Below are 23,074 nucleotides of genomic sequence, written 5' to 3' on the forward strand. Positions count from 1 at the left end.
CGTCAGTCAACACGAGGGTGGTCGGTGTCGCGGTTGCGGGCCTGCGAGATGTCGGCCCGGCCGCGCTGGATGCCCTGCTGGAAGCGGGCCATGCGGTTGCGGACCTGCTCGGCCACCACCTCGGGACGCGGGGCGGGCGCGGCGGGCGCCGACTTCGGCGCCGGCGGGGGCGACACCGAACCGGGCACCAGGTTCGCCTTCGGCGTCCGCTTGGGCAGGCCGGCGGAGGTGATGCCGCCGAGGGCCGGCTCCTTGACCGCGTTCGCCGCCCGCCAGCCGGTGTCGGCCGTGGAGCCCCAGCCTTCGCCCGCGGCGGCCTCGCGCGGGGCCTCGTCATGCGAGGCCTCGGGGGCCTCCGCGGAGGACTTCTGTGCCCGCGCCTGCGCGGCGATCTCCTGGGGGTCGGGACGGCGGAACCAGGCCGACTCCACCGAGGCGAAGATCGGCAGGAACTCGTCGCCGTGTTCCAGCGGCGTGGACGGCTCGGGCGGCCGTACGGCGGGGCCGGACGGGGCCACCGGCTCCGCGGGGGACCCGGGCCGTTCGGCCGGGCTCGTTCTCTGCGGCGCGCCGGGCCTTCTCGGCGCCGGTCCCGTGGAGGGCCCGCCGGGGCCGGTGGAGGGACCGGCAGGTCCTGTGGAGGGTACGGCCGGCCCGGCGGGCGCCGAAGGCGCACCCTGCCCCGTGGCGGGCCCGGCCGGGGCCGACGGGCCCGAAGGCGTGTGCTGGGGGCCAGTACCGGGACCCGACGGCATGTGCTGGGGGCCGGTACCGGGACCCGACGGCATGTGCTGGGGGCCGGTGGCGGGGCCGGACGGCACGGCGGGCCCGGTCCACGGGCCGAAGAGGGCGGACTCCCCCGCCGCCTGGACGGGGTCGGGGAAGTCGGGGACCGGCCCGGCGGGCGCCGGCCCGCCGAACGCCCCGACGGGGCCGGGAGTCATCGGCCCGGCGGGGTTGTCGAACGCCGGGGGGCGTCCCGCCCCGTTGAACGGCGCGGCCGACCCGCCGCCGTCGTAGGCGGGGGCCCCTCCGCCGTTGTACGGGGACGCGGACCCGCCGTTGAACGACCGGCCCGATCCGGGGCCGCCGAAGGGCGAGCCGCCGGTGGCGGGGCCCGCGGCGCCGAAGGCCGGGGTGGGCGCGTCGGCGGTGGCGGTGCCGCGCTGCGGCAGCGCCGGGCCGCGTCCGGCGGTCATGGAGATGAGCTGCGGCGGGAAGAGCATCATCGCGATCACCCCCGCCGAGTCGCCGGGCCGCAGCTGGACCCGGATGTCGTGGCGGCGCGCGAGACGGCCGACCACGAACAGGCCCATCCGGCGCGACACCGAGGCGTCGATGACGGGCGGATCGGCCAGCTTGCGGTTGGCCTCGGCGATCTCCCCGGGAGCCATGCCGATGCCGGAGTCGCTGACCGCCAGGAGCACGCCGCCACCCTCGACCAGGCTGCTCGACACCACCACCCGGGTGTTGCCGGGAGAGAAGGCGAGGGCGTTCTCCACGAGCTCGGCGATCAGGTGGACCACGTCGTTGGCCGCGTGGCCGAGCACGGCGGCGTTGCGGTGGACCTTGACGCTGACCCTCTCGTAGTCCTCGACCTCCGACAGCGAGGCCCGGACCACGTCGACGAGCTTGGCCGGCTGGCTGCGCTTGCGCGCCGCCTCGTGGCCGGCGAGGACCAGCAGGTTCTCACTGTTGCGCCGCATGCGGGTGGCCAGGTGGTCGAGCTTGAACAGGTCGGCCAGCCGCCCGCCGTCCTGCTCGCCGCGCTCCAGGCCGTCGATCAGCGAGATCTGCCGTTCGACGAGCGTCTGGATGCGGCGGGAGAGGTTGACGAACATCGCGTTGACCGTGCCGCGCAGCTGCGACTCCTCCGCGGCCAGGCGCAGGGCCTGGCGGTGCACCTCGTCGAAGGCGGTGGCCACTTCCCCGATCTCGTCGTGGGAGCCCACGAGGATCGGCTGGACGTCCGGCACCTCGCCCTCGCCCGATTCGCGCATGTGGCGGACGACGCCGGGCAGCCGGGTCCCGGCGATCTCCAGCGCCTCGGAGCGGAGCCTGCGCAGCGGCCTGACCAGTGAGCGGGCGATGAGGATCGTGGTGGCGAGGACGAGGATGACCAGGGCCAGGATCAGGATCCCGGCGATGACAGCGTTGCGGCGCTCGGCGGATTCGAGGGCGGCGGCGCGGGTGGCGACGGAGGCGGCCATCTGCGTCTCGATCTGCCGCAGCACCCCGATCGTCTTGGTGTTGTCGTCGAACCACTGCTTGACGGTCGCGGAGACGCCGCGCCCGCTGTCGTCCTGGAGGGGCTGGTTGCGGCCGGCCAGGGCGATGGCCCACGACTTGGTCAGCTCGGCCCTGATGATCTGGGGGCCGCGCAGGACCTGGGAGAGCAGGCGGCCGTTGTCGCCGCCGGCCTCCACGTTGAAGGTGTTGATCGCGGCCTTCTGGCGCGAGCGGGAGGCGATGAACTCCTCGAGCGAGTCGGGGGTGAACTGCACTCCCCGCGAGAGCGCGCCGATGAGGGTGCCGCGCTGCTCGGAAATCTCCTCCTTGGCGCGCGCGAGCGCGCTGAGGGCGCGGGCGTAGCCGATGAGCTGCGGGTCCTCACTGCTCTGGCTGATCTCGTCGTGCAGCCGGAGCAGCGCGGTGACGACCTCGGTGTACTTGGCCGGCTGGCCGCCCTTGCGGATGTCCGGCATGGCGTCGAGGCGGTTGGCGGCCTGGCGGGCGTCCTCGACCGCGCGCACTCCGTAGCCGTCGTCGATCTTGGCCAGGTCCGCCCGCACCGTGGTGATCCCGGTGTCGACGACCTGGCGCTGGTTGCTCAGGGCGGTCTTCTGCTGGCGGGTCGCCAGGTACCAGACCGTCCTGTCCCGTTCCAGGCCCAGTTGCTCGCCGAGGTCGCGCAGATGCGCGGCGATGCCCGCCTCCGCGGCGTTGCGCTGGTAGGCGGCGACGCTGTCGATGGACGACACCACGCGCAGGCCCGCGAGTACCACGCCCACGATCGTGGGCACGAGAATGAGTGCGGTCAGGCGCGCGGGCACGCGCCAGTTCCGCAACGAGAACCGCGACACACCGCTCCGGCCGTGATGACCTCCGGAGCTTTGCCCCCCCGGGCGCTTACGCCGATGCGGGCCGGATCCCGGCCCTGTTTCAGGCGATGTGGTCTTGGTCTCGGTTTCCGTTGTGCTCACCGAGCCACCCCCCACGATCTTCCATGCATGGATGACGGCATGGCTGATAAGTACATAAGCGGGACAATTCGACCACAAGGTCATCGATGCTCGGGCCGAAACGGGGACACAGAACGTAATTGTTATGAATCCCGCCGCAATTTAGACGCTTCTGACCAGTGGTGATCAGCGCAGCGCCCCGAGCACGTGCTCCCGGACCTGCGCACGCTGAACCACATCGGTGATCGGCCGTCCGGCCCGGTCGACCACATAGAAGACGTCCACCGCCTCCGCGCCGAGAGTCTCCACTCGTGCGGCACGCACGTCAAGGTTGCATTCACCAAAAGCACGTCCGATACGCCACAAAAGTCCCGGACGATCATGGGCGCGCACCTCCACGACGGTCGCCGTCCGGGAGGCGTCGTCGACCAGCGTGACCCTCGGTGGCGCGACCGGAACGCGAGCCGGCCTCATTGACCTGGTGCGTCGCGCGAGACGCTGCTCGATGTCCAGACGGCCCGCCAGCACCAGCCGCAGATCGGCCTCCAGCGTGGCCGGGTCGGGCGGGGTGCCGTACTCGGGGACGACCGAAAACTCGATTACGGCCGTGGAAGAAGCCGAGGCGGCCGAAGCCGACCTCACCACCATGCGGTGCGCCGCCAGCACTCCGGCCGCCCGCCACAGCAGGCCCGGCCGGTCCGGGGCCACCACGGTGACCGCGCCCCCGTTCACCCGCACCGCGCCGCCGCCGTGCCTGGCCAGCGACGCCTGCCGGGGCGACAGGGACGGCGCGGGGGCGGGCGGGCTGCCCGCCAGCACCGACCGAACCCTGCGGACCAGCTCCGAGACCAGGGAGGCCTTCCAGGAGTTCCACGCGGCCGGGCCGGTGGCGTGGCCGTCCGCGACGGCAAGGGCGGCCAGCAGCTCCAGCACCTCGCGGGAGCCGACCGCCTCGGCGACCCGGGAGATGGTCACCGGGTCGTCCAGGTCGCGCCGGGTGGCGGTCTCGGGGAGCAGCAGGTGGTGACGGACGACGGTCGCCAGGATCTCGACGTCGGCGGCCGGCAGGCCCATCCGGGCGCCGATGTCGCGGGCGACGATCTCGCCGGTCGCCGAGTGGTCACCGGGCCAGCCCTTGCCGATGTCGTGCAGCAGGGCCGAGATCAGCAGCAGGTCGGGGCGGGACACCTCCCGGGTGAACGACGCCGCGCCCGACGCCGCCTCGATCAGGTGACGGTCGACGGTGAACCGGTGGACGGGGTTGCGCTGCGGCCGGTGCCGCACGCGCTCCCAGTCGGGGATGAGACGGACGATGACGCCCGCCTGGTCGAGTTCCTCCCAGACCGGTACGGCCGCGCGCCCGGCGCCGAGCAGCGCCACCAGCGCGTCGCGGGCCTCGTCCGGCCAGGGCACGGGCATCGGCGGCGACTGGGCCGCCAGCAGCGACACCGTGGCCGGCGCCATCGGCAGCCCCGCCTCGGCCGCGGCGGCGGCCGCCCGCAGCGTCAGCACCGGGTCGTTCTTGGGAGTGACCCCGCGGGCGAGCACGACCTCCCCGCCGTGCTCCACCACGCCGTCGGCGAGCGGGCGCCGGCCGCGCGGCGCGGGGCCGGACAGCAGGCGGTCCACGGTGCGCCAGGTGGCGTCGAAGGAGTGGGAGACCGTCCGGCCGGCCTCGGCCAGGCGGCGCATCAGGGCCTCGGCGTCGAGCAGGCCGAGGGCGCCGGCCACGGCCTCCTGCTCCTGCAGCACCAGGCGGTCGGCGCCGCGGGCGGTGACCAGGTGGAGCCCGTGGCGGGCGTCGAGCAGGAACTCGTACGCCTCGCGCACGCGCGGCCCGGGCGCGGAGGCGACCCAGGCGGCGGCGACGGCCTGCATGGCCTGCACGTCGCGCAGTCCGCCCCGCGAGTCCCTGATGTCGGGTTCGAGGAGGAAGGCCAGCTCTCCGGAGGACTCGGCCCGCTTGTCCGCCGCCTCGCGCAGCTCGGCGAGCCTGCGCCGGGCGTCGGCGCGCCAGTCGGCGAGCACGACCTCGCGGGCGGCCCTGGTCAGCTCCGGGTCCCCGGTGACGTGCCGGGCCTGGATCAGGCCGAGCACCGCCTTGAGGTCCTCGCGGGCGACCTTCGCCACCTCGTCGACCGTCCGCACCGAGTGGTCGAGCCCGATTCCAGAGTCCCAGATGGGGTACCAGATGCGGTCGGCGATGCGGGCGATGTCGTCCTGCCCGCTGTGGATGAGCACGAGGTCGAGGTCGCTTCCTGGGGCGAGCTCTCCTCGCCCATGGCTGCCCACCGCGACCAGCGCGAGACCGGTGCCCGCGAAGTGCGGACCGGGCCCCGCGAGGGGGGCGCCGGGCCCCGCGAGGGGGGCACCGGCGCCGCGTTCGTCCGCGGGCGCCGGCCCGCTCCCGGCCCCCCCGAGCCCGGTCCGGCCGTCCCGTCCGTGCGGCGGCGGGCACGCCGTGCGGAACAGGTCGGCCAGCCAGCGGTCGATGTCCGCGGCCCGCTCCTTGCGGGCCGCGGCATATGAGCGAGCGTCGCCTCTCATCATCCGGTCAGAGCGCCTCCGGTCCGCGTTCTCCCGTGCGGACCCTGACCACCGTGTCCACGGGGACCGACCAGACCTTGCCGTCGCCGATCTTGCCGGTCTGCGCCGCCTTGACGATGACGTCGATGATGTCCTCGGCGTCGTCCTCCTCGGCGAGCACCTCCACGCGGACCTTCGGCACCAGGTCGACCTGGTACTCGGCGCCGCGGTAGACCTCGGTGTGGCCGCGCTGGCGGCCGTACCCGCTGGTCTCGCTGACCGTCATGCCCTTGACGCCGAACTGCTCCAGGGCCGCCTTGACGTCGTCGAGCTTGAAGGGCTTGATCACCGCTGTGATGAGCCTCATGCGTCCACCTTCTTCGTCACCGATGGGACAGGACCGTTCAGGGAGGGCACGCCCGACGCGTGAACGGAGCCGAGGTCGTAGCCGGTCTCGGCGTGGGTGGTGATGTCGATGCCGGTGACCTCGTCCTCTTCGGTGATCCGGAAGCCCATGGTCCTGTCAATGATCTTCCCGATGATCCAGGCCAGGGCGAAGGAGTAGAGGCCGACGACCACGGGGCCGAGGATCTGACGGCCCAACTGCGTGGCGCCGCCGCCGTAGAACAGGCCGGTGAGCTGCGCGGTGCCCGAGACCGGGTAGGCGGCGAAGAAGCCGAGCGACACGGCGCCGAGGGCTCCGCCCACGAGGTGGACGCCGACCACGTCGAGCGAGTCGTCGAAGCCCAGCCGGTACTTCAGGCCGACGGCGTAGGCGCAGACGGCACCCGCGATGAGGCCGATGACGATCGCGGCCCAGGGGTCGACGAAACCACACGCCGGGGTGATCGCCACCAGACCCGCGACCGCGCCGGAGGCGACGCCGAGGGTGGTGGAGTGCCCGTCGCGGAGCTTCTCGACCAGGATCCAGGCGCCGGCGGCCGCGGCCGTGGCGACCTGGGTGTTCATGAACGCCAGCCCGGCGGTGCCGTCGACGGCGAGCTCGGAGCCCGCGTTGAAGCCGAACCAGCCGAACCACAGCAGGCCCACGCCGAGCAGCACGAGGGTGAGGTTGTGGGGCCGCATCGGGTCCTTGCGCCAGCCCTTGCGCCTGCCGATCACCAGGGCGAGCGCCAGGCCCGCCGCGCCGGCGTTGACGTGGACCACCGTGCCGCCGGCGAAGTCCTCGATGCCGAGCTGGGAGAGCCAGCCGCCGCCCCACACCCAGTGTGCGACGGGGAAGTAGACGAGGGTCGCCCAGACGACGGAGAAGACCACCCAGGCGCCGAACTTGGTGCGATCGGCGATGGCGCCGCTGATCAGGGCCACGGTGATGATGGCGAAGGTCAGCTGGAAGGCCGAGAAGACGAGGCTCGGCATGCCGGTGCCGTCGTCCTTGGTCGCGGTGTCGACCAGGCTCTGCAGCCCGGCCTCCTTGAGGCCACCGATGATCTTGTTCAGGAAGTCGTTGCCGTTGGTGCCGAAGGACAGCGCGTGACCGTAGAGCACCCAGGCGAGGGTGACGGTGATGATGCTGGCGAACGACATCATCATCATGTTCAGGACGCTCTTGGCCCTGGTCATGCCCCCGTAGAAGAACGCGAGGCCCGGAGTCATGAGCAGCACCAGTGCGGTGGCCGCGAGCATCCAGGCTGTAGTGCCGCTATCGATCTTCATTCGATGCGACCCTCCTTACAAATGGCGTATGGCCGATTTCTCCCGCAGTGGGCGCTCCAAGGCTTCGTTGACCGGCTGCGCACTGACGTTGGGCGAAAGCGTGTTCTTCCGCCGTTTCAGGTCTCGACCAGGCGTGTTTCGCACAGGTGAAACTCGCGGAGAGGTTGTTTCGGCCACGTTTCGGAGGGTTCACCAAAAGCTTCCGGGATCACCGTAAAGGCGGTCCGGGAAGGGGTGAAGCGGGTCACGGGGCGATCGAAGGCGCGTGTGACCGGCGATCGTGCCCGGGAAGGGCGATCGCATGAGAAAGCGGGACGCCGGACAGGTCCGTGCGTCCCGCTGAGGCCTGTTACGCCGCCTGGGCGAGCTTGCGGAGCCGGGCCAGGGCGTCACGCTCGATGCGGCGGGCGCGGTCGCGTCCGATGCCGTACCGCTCGCCGACCTCGGTCAGGGTGTGCTCGCGCCCGTCGACCAGCCCGTACCGCCAGCGCAGCATCTCGCGGGTCTGGCCCTCGAGGCCGAGCAGCCAGACCTCTAGGCGCTCGCGCTCCAGGGTGTCCAGCGCCTGCTGCTCGGGATCGGCCCAGGTCTCGTCGGCGATCATGTCGCCGAGCTCCGTCTCGTCCTCGTCGCCCACGCCGAGCTGCAGCGACACCGGGTCGGAGGCCCAGCGGCGCAGCTCGCGCACCCGCTCGATCGGCAGGTCGAGGACCTCGGCGAGGTCGGCGTCGGTCGGCTCGGTGTCGAACTCGGCCAGCATGTCGCGCCGGACCCGCATCAGGCGGGTCATCTGCTCGCCCGCGTGGGTGGGCAGCCGCACCGGCCGCGCCTGCTCGTGGATCGCCCGCCCCACCGACTGGCGGATCCACCACGTGGCGTAGGTGGAGAACTTGTAGCCCCGGCGGTAGTCGAACTTCTCCACGGCCCTGACGAGCCCGAGGTTGCCCTCCTGCACCAGGTCGATCAGCGGCATCCCCCTGCCGGAGTACTTCCTGGCGACGGCCACCACCAGGCGCAGATTGGCCTGGATGAACTCGTCCTTGGCCCGCCGGCCGGACACCGCGAGCCGCTCGAGCTCCTCGTCGGTGGCGTCACCGGTCTTGGGCTCGGGCCCCCCGCCGTCGAGCAGCTGCTCGGCGTAGAGACCGGCCTCGATACGTTTGGCGAGCTCGACCTCCTCGTCGGCGTTCAGCAGGGGCACCCTCCCGATCTCCGCCAGGTAGGTGCCGAGCAGATCCCTTTCGGCCATCTGCTGGTCCTGCGTACGATTCCCCGTCGGCCTTGCCATCCTTATGGCACCTCGTCTCGCCGCGCCCGCCGTCAGCGGGTGGAGTCGGCCTCCGCGGCCGAATGCCGCGGCGCGTCCTCGCCCCCATCTCCTGCCCCAACCAACGTTCAGTTCACGGCAAAGATTCCCAAAAAGGATGGGACCCCAGAATGGTTTGACAACTCCTCCTCAAGTATGAGTTGCATTGACCGAAAGTCCGGGACAGAAGAAGAAAGCGCAGCTCAAGGGGCCGGAAATCCCTGAGTGATCAAAGTGGCGCCTCATCGCTCCACGTCCGCCGGACGCCCCCGAGCTCAGTCGCGGAGGGCCGCGATGGCGTGGTCCAGCATGGTGCCGACGTCGCCCAGCAGGTGCCCTCCCTCGACGACCACCCTGCGCCCGCCCGCGACCACCGAATGCACGTCGGCGGCCGAGGCGCCGAAGACCACGCTGTCCCCCGCCGAGGCGCTGCGCGAGCCGGCCGTCCTGACCGAGTCCAGGCGCACGGACACCAGGTCGGCCCAGGCGCCGGGGACGATGAAACCGGCGTCGGGGTGGCCGAGTGAGGCCTGCCCGACCGTCGTGGCGGCCAGCAGCAGGTCGGCCGCCGTCCAGGTGCCCCGCTGGCCGCTGCTGCCGCGCTCGCTGAGCTCGACCATGCGGGCCTCCTCCAGCAGGTCGATCACCGCGTGGCTGTCACTGCCCAGCGTGATGGGCGAGCCGGCCTCGTACAGCGTGCGCGCGGGGCCGACGCTGTCGGCGAGGTCGCGCTCGGTGGTGGGGCACATGCAGACGTAGGTCGCCGAGCCGCCGAGCAGGGCCACGTCCACGTCGCTCAGATAGGTGGCGTGCACGGCCGTGGTGCGGGGCCCGAGGACGCCGTGCTCGTACAGCACCTGGGCGGGGGTCGCGCAGTAGATCTTGACGCAGTTCTCGTTCTCGCGCCGGCGCTCGGAGACCTGCACGTGCAGCGGCGCCGCCCTGCGGTGGCCGAAGTCCACCACCACGGGCATCTGCTCGGGAGGGCAGGCGCGCACCGAGTGGACGGCGCCGCCGATCACCACGTCCTCGACCTGGGCGTACTCGCTCGCGAGGTCGTCCACGCGCTCCGCCCAGCGGTGCGCGTCGCCGTCGCCGAAGCGCAACTGGGTGTCGGTGAGGGGGGCGCCGATGCCGTCGGTGAGGTAGCAGGCGTCCAGAAGGGTGATGCGCAGCCCGGCGTTCCTGGCGGCCTCGATGAGGGCGTGCCCCATGATGTTGGGGTCGTCGTACGGTTTGCCGCCCTCGCCGTGGTGGACGTAGTGGAACTCCCCCACGCCGGTGATCCCGGCCAGCGCCATCTCGGCGTAGGTGGCCCTGGCCAGGGCCAGGTAGCTGTCGGGGTCGAGGCGGGCCGCCAGGTCGTACATCCGCCGGCGCCAGGCCCGGAAGGTGTCCGCCCCCGCCTCCACCTGGCCGCGCAGCGCCCGGTGGAAGGCGTGGGAGTGGGCATTGGCCATGCCGGGCACCGTCAGCCCGGCCAGGCGCACCGCGTCGTGGGGCGGCGTGGCGACGCCCGGCACGACCTCGGCGAACCGGGTGCCCTCGACCCGGACGAGTACGCCCTCCACCGCCGTCCCGGGATGCAGCCACGCCAGCTCGCACCAGTAGCTGATGTCGGACACTCCCCCAATCTCTCAGGGGATAAGTCAATGTTCGCCCTAATGTGCGAATCAATTGTCCAGAGCGGACGTCAATTCACCTATGCCGTCAGCTGACCGGGCCGGCGGCGGGGCGGACGGTGATCTCGGTGACGTGCGCGTCGGGCGTCGCCGTCACCGCCGTGACCACCACGCGGGCCACCGAGCCCGCGTCGAGGTACCTGTCGGGCTCGTATTCGCCGCCCTCGTGCGCACGCACCCCGCGCTGCATGTCGGTGTCGATCCGCCCGGGATAGACGGTGGTCACCCGCACGCCGCGCGGCTCCTCCTCCAGCCGCAGCGCGTCGGCGAAGGCGCGCAGCGCGAACTTGCTGGCGGCGTAGGCCGCCCAGCCGGGATTGGCACGCTGCCCGGCCCCGGAGTTGATCAGGACGACGTGACCGCGGGCGGCGCGCAGGGCCGGGAGGAGCACGCGCGTGAGGCCCGCCACCGCCGTGACGTTGACCTCGAACGACTCGCGCCACGCCTCGACGGTGAGGTCGGCGATCGAGCCCAGCCGTGCCACGCCGGCGCAGTGGACCAGCACGTCGAGGCGGTCGATCCCGGCGGCCGCCTCCGCGACGGCGCGCTCGTCGGTCAGCTCCACCGGCCAGGGGCGGGCCCCCACCTCCTGGCAGACCTGCTGGAGGGCCGTGCTCTCGCGCCCTCCGACGAGCAGCTCGTGGGTGGGCGCCAGCGCCCGGGCGACGGCCGCCCCCACTCCTCGGGAACCACCGGTGATCAAGGCGACAGGTCGTGCACTCATGCGATCAGCCTAGATGCCCCGGCCCTCACCGGTGTCGCCCGTGACCGGGGCGGGCGGGGCCTGACGGCGCTCAGGGCTCCAGGAACACGCCCGTCTCGTCGGTCATGCGCTCGTGCTCCTCCAGCCGGGCCTGGGTGCGCAGCGGCGCCGCGTCGGCCATCGCCTCCAGCAGCAGCATCGCGAGGGCGAGCGGCGCCGCGTGGGAGTCGCAGACGAGCCGCTCCCCCACCGGGGCGGGCAGCACGACGTCGGCCGGGAACGGCACCTCGGCGCGGTCGGCGATCACGGCCGTGCGGTAGCCGAGCTTGGCGGCGTACTCCAGGGCGTGCACGGCCTCGGCCGGGTAACGGGGCAGCATCACGGCCAGCAGCCACTCCGACCCGGCCCGGCGGGCGGCGTGCAGGCCGTCGGTCAGCTCGGAGCCGCCGTGGATCAGCGGCCGGACGTCGGGGTGGATGCGGCGGGCGTAGTAGGCGAACGTCGTGACGAGCCCGCAGGAGACCCGCAGGCCGAGGACGGGCAGCGGCTCGCACGCCGCGAGGGCCGCGCCGAGGGCCTCGATGCGGCCGGACAGGCCGTCCCCGGGGAGGCCGGGGATCCGTGAGCCGGCGGTCAGGCTGTCGCGTACGGCCGTCAGGTTGCGGATCTCGTGGTCGACGACCTCGCGCAGCAGGCGGGCCCCGTCGGGCAGAGGGTCCGGGGCCGCGGGCGCGGCGTCGGCCGGGGCGTCGCCGCCGACCACCAGCGGCCTGAGCGCGTGGCGCAGCTCGGGGTACCCGGCGAAGCCGAGGGCCATCGCGAACCGGGTCACCGACGGCTGGCTCACCCCCGCGCGTTCGGCGAGCTCGACGCTCGACAGGAAGATCGCGTCGGACAGGTGCTCGCTCAGGTACTGCGCGATGCGCTGTTGGACCGGGGACAACCGTCTTCCCTCGACCAGCCATTCGAGCCCGTCTGCCACTTCCACCTCCAGCCCCCGGGACAGGCGCCCCGCGATCGACAACGTCGGCGATCGCCTTCGTCATCCCGTCCCGCCCCGACCTCCCCTGCTCGGGTGAATGAGGGCATTCAGCCCGAGCATCCGAAGGGTACCGGCCGGTCGGTAGTGAAGTGGGCGGTGTTCTTCTCCCCTCGCTCCGCTCGGCGGGCCCGGGGCCTCCTTCAAGACGGCGAAGATCCCAGGAACGCGACACTACGCGTTGTTCGTTCGCAGGATCATGAACCCTCCCGTACCGCCGCCGGCGGGCTCCTGGCGGCTGCTGCTCACCCATGTCCGGCCGCACGTGTGGACGCTCGTGCTGGGCGGCGCCCTCGGACTCGTGGGAAGCCTCGCGGGGCTCGCCACTCCGCTGGTGGCCCGGAACGTGATCGACGCGTTCGGCCGGGACGTCCCGCTGGCCGGGCCGCTGATCGGCCTGGGCGCCCTCGTCATGGTAGGAGCCGTGGTGTCCGCCCTCGGCGACTACGTCTTGGAACGGACGGCCGAGAGCGTCGTGCTCACCGCGCGGCTGCGCCTCATCCGGCGGATGCTCCGCCTGCGCGTGCCCGACGTCGACCGGCTGGAGCCCGGCGACCTGCAGTCACGCGTGACGGCCGACACCACGCTCCTGCGCGCGGTGTGCACGACGGGCATCACCAGCGGGGTGACCGCCGTGTTCACCCTGGCCGGCTGCGTCGCGCTGATGGCCGCCATGGATCCCGTCCTGCTCCTGGTCACGCTGGGCGTGCTCGCCGTGGTCGGCGCCATCAACCTGCTGGTGCTCCCGCGCATCCGCAGGGCGACCAACGCCGCGCAGACGGCGCTCGGCGAGGTGGGCTCGTCACTGGATCGGGCGCTGCAGGCGTTCCGCACCGTCAAGGCGTCGGGCGCGGAGGAGCGGGAGACGGCGGCCGTGGAGCAGGCGGCCCGGACGGCGTGGCGGCGCGGGCTGAGCGCGGCGGGCTGGAGCGCCGCCGCCGGCACCTCGACCTGGCTCGCGGTCCAGCTGGCCTTCCTGGCGGTGCTCGGCGTGGGCGGCGTGCGGGTGTCGAGCGGTCTGCTGCAGGTGTCCTCGCTGATCGCGTTCCTGCTGTACCTCTTCTACCTCATGGCGCCGATCGCGCAGCTCGTCCAGGCCGCCGTGCAGCTGCAGGCGGGACTCGCGGTGATCCCCCGGCTGCGCGAGGTCGAGGACCTTCCCGCCGAGCCGCTCGCCCCCGCCGAGACGCCCGCGCCGGCGGGAACGGGTCCGGCGGCGGTGACGCTCACCGAGGTCGGCTTCCGGTACGGGGACGACCGCCCGCAGGCGCTGCACGAGGTGTCGTTCGAGATCCCGGCCGGAGGCCTGACGGCGCTGGTGGGGCCGTCGGGCGCGGGCAAGTCGACGATCTTCGCGCTGCTGGAGCGCTTCTACGAGCCCACCTCGGGCACCATGGCCGTCGACGGGCGCGACATCCGCGAGCTCCCGCTCACCGGCTGGCGCTCGGTCCTCGGGTACGTCGAGCAGGACGCGCCGGTGCTGTCCGGGACGCTACGGGAGAACCTCGTGTTCGGGGCGCCGGACGCGACGGAGGAGGAGATCACCGAGGTGCTGGCCCGCACCCGGCTGGAGGACCTGGTGCGGCGGCTCCCGCAGGGGCTGGAGACCGCCGTGGGCCACCGCGGGCAGATGCTCTCCGGCGGCGAGCGCCAGCGGGTCGCCATCGCCCGCGCGCTGCTGCGCAGGCCGCGCCTCCTCCTGCTGGACGAGGCCACCTCCCAGCTGGACGCGGTGAACGAGATGCGGCTGCGCGACGTGATCGCCGAGGTGGCCGGGACGACGACCGTGCTGGTCATCGCGCACCGCCTCTCGACGGTCACCGGCGCCGACCGCATCGTGGTCCTGGAGGCGGGGCGGGTACGGGCCGTGGGCACCCACCGGGAGCTCCTCGCCTGCGACGACCTCTACCGGGACCTCGCCACCACCCAGTTCCTCGCCGGCGCCGAGGCCCTTCCCGGCTGACCGGCGCCGGCGGGACGGGCGCGCCGGCCGATCCGGACCGGCGCGCCGATGATCAAGAAAAAAAGAATTCCCTGTCGACCAATCCAAACGCGCCGTCGCTGCGTATAGCCACTCGAGGACCCGGCCGGACCTCTCTCCCTTTGCTCAGCGACCGGTCGTGCAGGCGACCGGCGGCCGAAAGGACCGTGACGACATGGAGCTCCGGATCACCCGGCGCACCCCTATCGTGCTGGCCATCGTGGGGGCGCTGTCCGCCTCCTCGTTCGCCCTCCTTCGTCCCGAGACCAGCGGGGCCTCATCCCATCGCGAGGCGCCGCTCATCTCCGGCGACCCGCGCAACGACAACACCGACCTGTACGCGTTCGTCAGCCCCGACAAGCCGGACACCGTCACGCTCGTGGCCAACTGGATCCCGTTCGAGGAGCCGACCGGCGGGCCCAACTTCTACACCTTCGACACCCGCTCGCGGTACAACATCAAGATCGACAACGACGGGGACGCCAAGCCCGACGTCGTCTACCAGTGGACCTTCCGCGACGAGGACCGCCGCGGCAACGCGACGTTCCTCTACAACAACGGGCAGGTCACCTCGATCGACGACGAGAACCTGCTGTTCCGCCAGCACTACACCCTCAAGAAGTTCACCCACCGGGGCGTGGTCACCCTCGTCAGGGACGGCATCGTGGCGCCGAGCGACGTCGGCGAGGCCTCGATGCCCGACTACGCCAGGCTGCGCGCGCAGTCGGTGGCGTCGCTGCCGCACGGCGGCAGGTCGTTCGCCGGGCAGGCCGACGACCCGTTCTTCCTCGACCTGCGGGTCTTCGACCTGCTGTACGGCGGCGACCTGTCGGAGGTCGGCAACGACACCCTCAAGGGCTACAACGTCCACAGCATCGCGCTGCAGGTGCCCAAGGACGAGCTGGCCCTCAGGAACGACGCCCGCCGCAACCCCGTCGTCGGCATCTGGTCGACCACCGACAAGTGGAGCCCGAGCGGCTACAAGCAGGTGTCGCGGCTGGGCAACCCGCTGGTCAACGAGGTGGTCGTCCCGGCGGGCCTGAAGGACGCCTTCAACTCGATCAGCCCCGACAAGGACGCCAAGATCGCCGCCGTCGTCAAGCGCGTCACCCACCCCGAGCTGCCGCAGCTGATCGAGGGCATCTACAAGATCCCCGCGCCCAGGACGCCGCGCAACGACCTGGTCGAGATCTTCCTCACCGGCATCGCCAAGGCCGCCGGGCCCATCAAGGCCGACCTCAACTCGCAGATCCTGAACAGGGACGCCGACCACCGTGCGTTCCGTCCCTCCGAGATGCTGCGGCTCAACATGGCCGTCCCGCCCGCGCAGAACCCGAACCGGCTCGGCGTGCTCGCCGGTGACCTGCAGGGCTTCCCGAACGGCCGCCGCCTCGGCGACGACGTGATCGACATCTCGATCCAGGCCGTCGAGGGCGCCGCGCAGGCGGGCAAGCTGGTCGACGCCCTGGCCGCCGGCGACAAGGTCGACGCCAACGACAAACCGTTCGAGCAGAGGTTCCCGTACGTCCCGCTGCCGAGCTCGGCGGCGGTGAACCAGCGCTAGCCGGGCGCGCCGGCTCCCGCCCTCCCTCCGGGAGCCGGCACGGCGCCGGGCGGCCCGTCCGGCGAACCATCCGGCCAGGCAACACCAGGAGATCCACCATGTCTCACCTCGATCGCCCTCGTCGCGGGTTCCGGAAGACGGCCGTCATGGGAGTGTGCGCCCTGGGCGTCACCGTGGCCATGACCACCGGCGCCTCCCTGCTCCCGCCGGCCGCGCCGGCCACGCTGACCGCCGCCTCGGGCGCCGCCGCGTACGGCGAGACGCCCGCCTCGTCCGCCGGGCTCGCCCGGACGGTCGAAGATCTGCAGGACAGGTTGAAGCGGCTCCCGAAGGACCACGACGCCTGGGCGTCCCTCGGAGCGGCGTACGTCCAGCAGGCCCGGCTGACCGCCGACCCGTCCTACTACGTGAAGGCGGAGGAGGCCCTGGGCCGGTCGGCCTCCCTGGCTCCCGGCGACCCGGCCGTGCTCACCGGCCAGGCCGCGCTGGCCGCCGGACGCCACGAGTTCGCCGCGGCCGCACGGCTGGCCCGGCGCGCGATCTCGGCCAACCCCTACGGGTCGGTCGCCTACGGGGTACTGGCGGACGCCGAGACGCAGCTCGGGAACTACCCCGAGGCGCACCAGGCCATCGAGCGCATGATGGACCTCAAACCCGGCATCTCCTCGTTCACCCGGGCCTCCTACGACGCCGAACTGCGCGGCGACGTCAAACAGGCCCGCGAGCTGCTGGAGGCGGCGCTGCGCGACGCGTTCGCCCCCGAGGACGTCGCCTACTGCCGCTTCTACCTCGGCGAACTGGCCCTGCACGCGGGCAACCTGGAGCGGGCGGGCCAGATGTACGACGAGGCGCTGCGGGCGTTCCCCGGGTTCGTCCCCGCGCTCGCCGGCCGGGCCCGCGTGGCCGCGCTCGGCGGACGCCTCGCGGCCGCGGCCTCCGGCTACGCCGCCGTGGTGGCCCGCCTGCCGCTGGCCCAGTACGTCATCGAGTACGGCGAGGTGCTGCTGAGGCAGGGCCAGGACCCGGACGAGCAGTGGGAGCTGCTGCGGGCACAGAAGAAGCTCATGGCGGCGGGCGGCGTGCGTGACGACCTCACCTGGGCCGAGTTCGAGGCCGACCACGGCTCCCCCGAGGAGGCCGTGCGGCACGCCAGGGCCGAGTACGAGCGCAACCCCAACGTCGTCGCGGCGGACGCCCTGGCCTGGGCGCTCCACAAGGCGGGCCGGTCGCGTGAGGCGCTGCCGTACGCCGGGAAGGCCACCGGGCGCGGCTGGCGGAACGCGCTGCCGGCGTACCACCGGGGCGTGATCGAGAAGGCGCTCGGACGCGATTCCGCCCGGTCGTTCTCGCAGGTCCAGATCTACAACCCGCGCTTCGACCCGAAACTGCCGGCTCTCGCGAGGTTCTCATGATCGCCCTTGTGCTCGCCGCCGTGGTGGCGGCCCACCCGCTCGGCAACTTCACCGTCAACCACTACAACGGGCTGAAGGTCCTGCCGGACCGGGTCGAGAACACCGCGATCATCGACTACGCCGAACTGCCCACCCTGCAGGCCAGGCCGTCGGTGGACGCCGACCGCTCCGGCGACGCCTCCGCCCGTGAGACCGCCGCGTACGCCGCCGCCACCTGCGCGCAGCTGGCGGGGGCCCAGCGGCTGGTGGTGGACGGCCGGCCGGTGGCGTGGCGGGTCGGCGCGTCGTCCCTGACGTACGGCCCGGGGCAGGGCGGGCTGCCCACCAGCCGGCTGACTTGCGCCCTCTCGGCCGCGGCGACGGCGTCCTCCACCGTCGCGTTCTCCGACTCCTTCCTGGCCGAGCGCATCGGCTGGCGCGAGATCACCGCCGCGGCGGACGGCGTACGGCTCGCGCCTTCGGGCGTGCCGTCGGTGAGCGGCAGTGACCAGTTGCGCCGATATCCGGACGACATGCTGGCCAGCCCGCTCGACCAGCGTTCGGTCACCCTGCGGCTGGCGGGGACCGGCGCGGCGGGCGCGGCCGCTCCCCGGGGCGCCTCCCTCGCCGGGCCGGGCATCGGAGGGCCGGTCGGCGACTGGCTGAGCGCCCTCGACCGCACCTTCACCGGCCTCGTCGGCGCGTCGTCCCTGACGTTGCCGCTCGGCCTGCTCGCCGTGCTGCTCGCGGTCGTGCTCGGCGCCGGGCACGCGCTCATCCCGGGGCACGGCAAGACCATCATGGCCGCCTACCTGGCGGGCCGCCGGGGACGGCCTCGCGACGCCCTGGTCGTCGGCGCCACGGTCACCGCGACGCACACGGCGGGCGTGCTCGCGGTGGGGCTGCTGATCAGCGCCTTCTCCGGCTTGGCCGGGGAGGCGGTGCTGTCCTGGCTCGGGCTGGCCAGTGGGGTGCTGATCGCCCTCATCGGCGCCCGCCTGCTGTGGTCGGCCGCCCGAGGCCGCCTGGACGGCCGTTCCGCTGGCCACGGCCACGGGCACGGACACGGACACGGACACGGACACGACCATGGGCACGGACACGACCATGTGCATGGGCATGGGCATGGGCACGGGCACGGAAGCGGCGTCCTGGGAGAAGCGGATGCCGGGGGCCGGGCCCAGGGGCGTGCCGGGCTGGTCGGGCTCGGGGTGGCAGGGGGCCTGGTGCCGAGCCCGTCGGCCCTGATCGTGCTGCTGGGCGCGATGGCCCTGGGCCGGACGTGGTTCGGCGTCGCGCTCGTCGCGGCCTACGGCCTGGGCATGGCGGCCACCCTGACCGCCACAGGGCTGCTGCTGGTGAAGCTGGCCGCCCGCCTCGACCGCCTGGCGGCCGTCCGCAGGGGCTTCACCGCCCGCCTCGCGGGCCTCGCCCCACTGGGCACGGCCACCATGGTCGTCGTCCTCGGCGCCGGCCTCGCCGTACGCAGCCTCGCCGGCGCCGTCTGAGCCTTCACCTCAGAATGCCGTGCTCGCGGCGGATCTCGTGGGCCGTCTGCCTGATCCGGTCCTCGGTCTGGAGGAGACGGGCCTCGGCCTCCTCGGTGCGGGCCTCGGCGGCCATCGCGCGGTTGCCGGTGGTCGCGCCCAGGCGCCGCTTGGCCCGGGCCTTGAGCTCGCGAAGCTTCCACTTGTCGATCAGGCTCATCGCGCTCGGCCTCCCTTGACATCGTCCTGTTCCCGGACCCGCCACTGCCCCGAGATCGCCGGGCCAATCGCCGTACGACGGCGCCGGCATCGCCGTACCCCTTCTCGCCGCCCCGGCGCCGAACAGCGAGCGACCACGAGAGACGGCCGCGGCGCCACGCGCGCAACCCATCACCGGAACCGCCACCGACCACGAGAAACGGTCACCACACCACCCCCGAAACCCGCCACCGGAACCGCCGCGACCACGAGAAACGGTCACCACACCACCCCCGGAACCCACCACCGGAACCGCCGCGAACACGAGAAACGGTCACCACACCACCCCCGGAACCCACCACCGGAACCGCCGCGAACACGAGAAACGGTCACCACACCACCCCCGCAACCCACCACCGGAACCGCCGCGAACACGAGAAACGGTCACCACACCACCCCCGCAACCCACCACCGGAACCGCCCCGACCACGAGAAACGGTCACCACACCACCCCCGCAACCCACCACCGGAACCGCGCCGACCACGAGAAACGGTCACCACACCACCCCCGGAACCACCACCGGAACCGCCAGCAACCACGAGAAACGGTCACCACACCACCTCGAAACCCGCAAGCGACCACGAGAGGCGGTCGCCGCGCCACGTGGGTACCGGGCGCCGGAGGGGGGACAGCCGTGCGGGTCGGGGCGCTGGGGCTCCTTTAGGATCGGGGGATGCGGCGGGTGTTGATGTGGGTGCACGGTGGGGCGTGGATGGAGCGGCATCCCGGCGAGCGGTCCCGGGAGATCATGGCCGCACACGGTCTGGAGGTCGTGCCGGTCACCCACCGTCTGAGCGGCGAGGCCCCCTGGCCCGCCCAGCTCGACGACATCCGTGACGAGGCACGGAAGATCCGCGCCGAGCGTCCCGGCGTGCCGCTGCTCGTCGCGGGAAGGTCCTCGGGAGCCCACCTGGCCCTTCACCTGGGCCTGCGGGGCGTCGACACCCCCGACGACATCGCGGCCGTCATCGCCTGCTCGCCCCCCGTGGACCCGCTGGCCGCCGACTGGCCCGAATGCCGGGCCGAGGACAGCCCATGGGCCCGGCTGCTCGGTCACGTCCCCGCCGCCGGCGACGAACCGACCGCCGACGCCACTCCCACCAACCATGTGGGCAACGGCGTGCCCGTGCTGCTCCTCCACGGCGCCGACGACCCGGTGGTCCCGCCGACCCAGACCCTCGACCTCGCCAACGCCCTGCTCGCCTCGGGCCACCCCGTGACGGCCTACCTCGCCCCGGGCGACCACGACGTCGACCTGGCCAGGGACGACGTGCGCCAGGTGATCGCCTCGTTCCTCAACGGTCCCGGGGCCTGACCACTTCGTTCCTGAACGGTCCCGGGGCCTGACCGCTTCGTTCCTGAACGGTCCCAGGGCCTGACCGCTTCGTTCCTGAACGGTCCCAGGGCCTGACCACTTCGTTCCTGAACGGTCCCGGGGCCTGACCGCTTCGTTCGCGTCCGGCGGCGTGCCGCCGGGCCTCGGGACCGGTCAGGAGAAGACCCGCCGGCGCAGTGCGGGCAAGCGGCTCGCCGTACGCAGGAACGATTTGAAGCCGGCCCTCGCCATGGCGCTGCCGCCGACGAACTGCTTGGCCGCCCGCAGGGAGTCGCGCACGGCGGCGAAGCCGTACTCTCTCATCTCGGCCTCGTAGGCGGCGATCGCCTCGACCGGATCCTTGCCGCCGGTCAGGGCCAGGCAGAGCAGGCGGGCGTCGCGCAGCGCGGTGTTGGCGCCGATGCCGCGCATGGGCGTCATGCTGTGAATCGCGTCGCCGAGGAGCGTGACGGTGGTCGCGGCCCACGGGGCGACGGGCACCGAGGTGCGGATCGGCAGCAGCGACACGGCCTCGGGGTGGGACATCGTGACCAGCATGCGCAGGTCGGGATGCCAGTCGCCGATCAACGCCGCCACAGTGTCCCGGAGCCGCTCCCCTGACATCGTCGAGACATCGTCCGGCATGCGCCCGTCCGCCGCCCCGTACGCCCACAGGATGTAGCTGCTGGAGTTGTCGAACAACGCTCCTCCCGTCTCCGTGGCGCCGATGCCCCCTGGCAGCACCACCGGATCCTCGCCGAGGTCGTGCGGGGCGATGAAGAAGCCCGCGCCGGGCGGGGGGATGATGCTGTTCGGCCCCTCCCACAGGCGCGGCGTGAGCGCGGACCTGGCGTGCTCGGTCAGCGGGAACTTCCCCGCCACCGTGAGGATGCCGGTGTCGACGCGCCGGGCGTGCGGAAGGTACTGCCTTCTCACCGGGGAGTTCCCACCGTCGGCTCCGACGACGATGTCCGCCGTCGCGCTGGAGCCGTCGGCGAAGTGCAGCCGGATCGGACCGTCCTCGGTACGTTCGTAGCGTTCGAAGGTCTTGCCGAAGCGCACCACCTCGTCGAGCCCGGTCAGCAGGACCTGCCTGAGCGTGATGCGGCTGACCGAGTGGTGGTTCTCGGCCGGGTCGTCCGAGTGTTCCGTCCGGAGGACGAGCAGTTCCTCCAGTTGTTCGGTGAGGAAGCCGAAATCCTGGCCGCCTGTGCCGGTAGTGGCCAGGAACGCCTTCCAGAGCTCGGAGGGCAGGCAGTCGTGCAACGCCCGCGCCCCGTGGGGATCGATGTGGACGCGGTACCCCTGGAGTCGATCTTCTGGTGTGCGGTCGCGCTCGTAGACCGTCACGTCCATGCCTGCCTTGTGGAGTCCCTGGGCGAGGCAAAGCCCTCCCACGCCACCGCCGATGACCGCTATGCGAAGGTTCATGACTCGACTATCACCCGTACGGTTGATTGTGTCAACCGTACGGGTGAAACAGTCATCCATACGGATGAAAGTGCTACCGTTGGTCCATGAGACGTCCAGCCGGAGAGCGACGGCGTGATCCCGAGCGCACGAAGGAACGCATCCTGCGCGCCGCGGTCGAGGAGTTCGGCGCCAAGGGATTCGCCGGCGCCCGGGTGAGCGACATCGCGGCCAACGCGGGAGTGAACAAGCAGCTCATCTCCTACTACTTCGGCGGAAAAGAGGGTCTCTACCGCGAGCTCACCGGTCAGTGGCAGAGCTCGGAGGGCACGTTCGCCGCCCGCTCGGCGTCGCTTCCCGAGCTCGCCGCCTCCTACGTCCGCGGCAACGCGCAAAACCGCGACTTCGCCAGGATGCTCGTCTGGGATGGGCTCACCGACGACGGCGGCGCGCTACCTGAAGGGTTCGCCGACGACATGCGGCGCAACCTCGAAGACCTGCGACGCCGGCAGGCCGAGGGCGAGTTCCCCGCCGACCTCGATCCCGCCTGCCTGCTACTGGTGTTGTTCGCCGCCGCCGGCGCGGGCGTCGCCCTTCCCCACCTCGTCCGCGCGGTCTGCGACACCGACCCCGGCTCGGAGGAGTTCACCGAGCACTACGCCGAGCAGGTCAGGCGCCTGGTGGCGCACCTCCGGGTCTGATCACTTCTTGGTGCGCTGGGGCTCGCCGCTCCAGGCGGACGGGAGGTCGTGGCGGCCGGAGACGAACTCCTGCACGGCGATCTTCACCTTGATGACCGGCCGCCGCCAGCGGGTCTCGCGGTGGACGGCCCTGGCCATCTTCGACGGGCGCGGCCTGCGGGCCCCGGGGGCGAAGAACCAGCGCGCCCACGGCGACCCGGGACGCGCCAGGCGCACGGCCCCGACGATCAGCAGGAAGGGCACGAACAGCCCCACCAGGCCGGTCCAGATCTTCCCCTTCAGCAGCGTGACGACGGCCAGCACGAGGTTGGCGACCAGGACGAGGACCGCCGTCCACCTGCCCGCCGGGGACGGCTCGGGGGTCTCCCACCCGAGGGGGCGCAGGCCGAGCAGCAGAAGCACCGTGACGGCGATCGCGACGAAAACGGCGTCCACCGACGTGCGTCCCTCCTCCGACCAGTAAACGTCGCGCAGGTGCAGGATCAGCGCGAACTCGTCCAGCACCAGGGCGGCCCCCACCCCGAAGACGGCGGCGGTGAAGGCGTACCAGCCGGGCGAAAGGCCCGCGGTGACCAGCCCGGCGACGCCGCCGAAGAGCATGAGCACCACGCCGAAGACCACGTGGTGCACGTGGACGTCGCCGACGCTCACGTCGCGGAACCAGCCGACCCTGGCCCTGATCAGACGGACGTTGACGCGCGTGAAGAGAAACGTGACGATCAGCGCCACGACGAAGCAGAAGAGCGGCAGCCGACCGCTGTCGATGATCCGCTCCTGGAACCAGCTCCCCACAGACATCCCCCACTACCGATGCTACGGTCCCCGCCGACAGTGATCCCCGGTCGCGAGCC

17 protein-coding genes are annotated in these 23,074 nt (G+C 72.4%); 6 read left to right on the forward strand and 11 right to left on the reverse strand.

The features are described from left to right. Positions 1-2: 2 nt before the first annotated feature. From KIK05_RS26060 to KIK05_RS26095, 8 genes are all read right to left on the reverse strand, one after another. Positions 3-3,023: a nitrate- and nitrite sensing domain-containing protein gene (locus tag KIK05_RS26060; protein WP_214413462.1), complete on the reverse strand. Its 3,021-nt coding sequence runs from the start codon at positions 3,021-3,023 to the stop codon at positions 3-5. A gap of 345 nt (positions 3,024-3,368) precedes the next feature. Next, positions 3,369-5,732, reverse strand: a complete 2,364-nt coding sequence (locus KIK05_RS26065) for a [protein-PII] uridylyltransferase (protein WP_250563448.1) — start codon at positions 5,730-5,732, stop codon at positions 3,369-3,371. Between the two features lie 4 nt (positions 5,733-5,736). Then, positions 5,737-6,075, reverse strand: a complete 339-nt coding sequence (locus KIK05_RS26070; protein ID WP_214413463.1) for a P-II family nitrogen regulator — start codon at positions 6,073-6,075, stop codon at positions 5,737-5,739. Beyond that, entirely contained in the window at positions 6,072-7,385 is a 1,314-nt protein-coding gene (locus tag KIK05_RS26075) for an ammonium transporter (RefSeq protein ID WP_214413464.1), read from the reverse strand. The genes KIK05_RS26070 and KIK05_RS26075 overlap by 4 nt, the downstream gene beginning before the upstream one ends. 349 nt (positions 7,386-7,734) lie before the next feature. After that, the gene (locus KIK05_RS26080; RefSeq protein ID WP_250563449.1) at positions 7,735-8,634 is read right to left on the reverse strand and encodes a sigma-70 family RNA polymerase sigma factor; all 900 of its coding nucleotides are present in this window, start codon (positions 8,632-8,634) and stop codon (positions 7,735-7,737) included. 332 nt (positions 8,635-8,966) lie between these two features. After that, on the reverse strand, positions 8,967-10,316 hold the full coding sequence (locus KIK05_RS26085; protein WP_214413466.1) for a formimidoylglutamate deiminase: 1,350 nt from the start codon (positions 10,314-10,316) through the stop codon (positions 8,967-8,969). 85 nt (positions 10,317-10,401) lie between these two features. After that, positions 10,402-11,097 carry an SDR family oxidoreductase gene (locus tag KIK05_RS26090; RefSeq protein ID WP_214413467.1) on the reverse strand — a complete coding sequence of 232 codons (696 nt, stop codon included), beginning with the start codon at positions 11,095-11,097 and terminating at the stop codon, positions 10,402-10,404. Between the two features lie 70 nt (positions 11,098-11,167). Beyond that, positions 11,168-12,058, reverse strand: a complete 891-nt coding sequence (locus KIK05_RS26095; RefSeq protein ID WP_308250117.1) for a MurR/RpiR family transcriptional regulator — start codon at positions 12,056-12,058, stop codon at positions 11,168-11,170. Between the two features lie 256 nt (positions 12,059-12,314). Between KIK05_RS26095 and KIK05_RS26100 the strand changes: the two genes are divergently transcribed. The 4 genes from KIK05_RS26100 (at position 12,315) to KIK05_RS26115 (ending at position 18,559) form a co-directional block, all read left to right on the forward strand. Further along, on the forward strand, positions 12,315-14,078 hold the full coding sequence (locus KIK05_RS26100) for an ABC transporter ATP-binding protein (RefSeq protein WP_214413468.1): 1,764 nt from the start codon (positions 12,315-12,317) through the stop codon (positions 14,076-14,078). A 193-nt stretch (positions 14,079-14,271) separates the two neighbouring features. Continuing rightward, a complete protein-coding gene (locus KIK05_RS26105; RefSeq protein WP_214413469.1) occupies positions 14,272-15,660 on the forward strand; it encodes a DUF4331 domain-containing protein in 1,389 nt (462 codons plus the stop codon). 98 nt (positions 15,661-15,758) lie between these two features. Beyond that, positions 15,759-17,072 carry a tetratricopeptide repeat protein gene (locus KIK05_RS26110; protein WP_214413470.1) on the forward strand — a complete coding sequence of 438 codons (1,314 nt, stop codon included), beginning with the start codon at positions 15,759-15,761 and terminating at the stop codon, positions 17,070-17,072. Then, entirely contained in the window at positions 17,069-18,559 is a 1,491-nt protein-coding gene (locus KIK05_RS26115; RefSeq protein WP_214413471.1) for a nickel/cobalt transporter, read from the forward strand. The genes KIK05_RS26110 and KIK05_RS26115 overlap by 4 nt, the downstream gene beginning before the upstream one ends. A 4-nt stretch (positions 18,560-18,563) precedes the next feature. Here the strand turns inward: KIK05_RS26115 and KIK05_RS26120 are convergent, their stop codons facing one another. Then, positions 18,564-18,758, reverse strand: coding sequence for a hypothetical protein (locus tag KIK05_RS26120; protein WP_214413472.1), 195 nt, complete (start codon positions 18,756-18,758; stop codon positions 18,564-18,566). Between the two features lie 712 nt (positions 18,759-19,470). Here KIK05_RS26120 and KIK05_RS26125 point away from each other — a divergent pair. Then, entirely contained in the window at positions 19,471-20,112 is a 642-nt protein-coding gene (locus KIK05_RS26125) for an alpha/beta hydrolase (RefSeq protein ID WP_214413473.1), read from the forward strand. 174 nt (positions 20,113-20,286) lie between these two features. On the opposite strand, the gene KIK05_RS26130 is transcribed toward KIK05_RS26125, so the two are convergent. After that, entirely contained in the window at positions 20,287-21,543 is a 1,257-nt protein-coding gene (locus tag KIK05_RS26130) for an FAD-dependent oxidoreductase (RefSeq protein WP_214413474.1), read from the reverse strand. 86 nt (positions 21,544-21,629) lie between these two features. Here KIK05_RS26130 and KIK05_RS26135 point away from each other — a divergent pair, with 86 nt between their 5' ends. After that, on the forward strand, positions 21,630-22,223 hold the full coding sequence (locus tag KIK05_RS26135; RefSeq protein WP_214413475.1) for a TetR/AcrR family transcriptional regulator: 594 nt from the start codon (positions 21,630-21,632) through the stop codon (positions 22,221-22,223). Here KIK05_RS26135 and KIK05_RS26140 read toward each other — a convergent pair whose 3' ends face one another. Continuing rightward, a complete protein-coding gene (locus KIK05_RS26140; protein WP_250563451.1) occupies positions 22,224-23,021 on the reverse strand; it encodes a hypothetical protein in 798 nt (265 codons plus the stop codon). Between the last annotated feature and the right edge of the window lie 53 nt (positions 23,022-23,074).

The organism is Sphaerisporangium fuscum (assembly GCF_018531465.1).
GTDB classification, from domain to species: Bacteria; Actinomycetota; Actinomycetes; order Streptosporangiales; family Streptosporangiaceae; genus Sphaerisporangium; species Sphaerisporangium fuscum.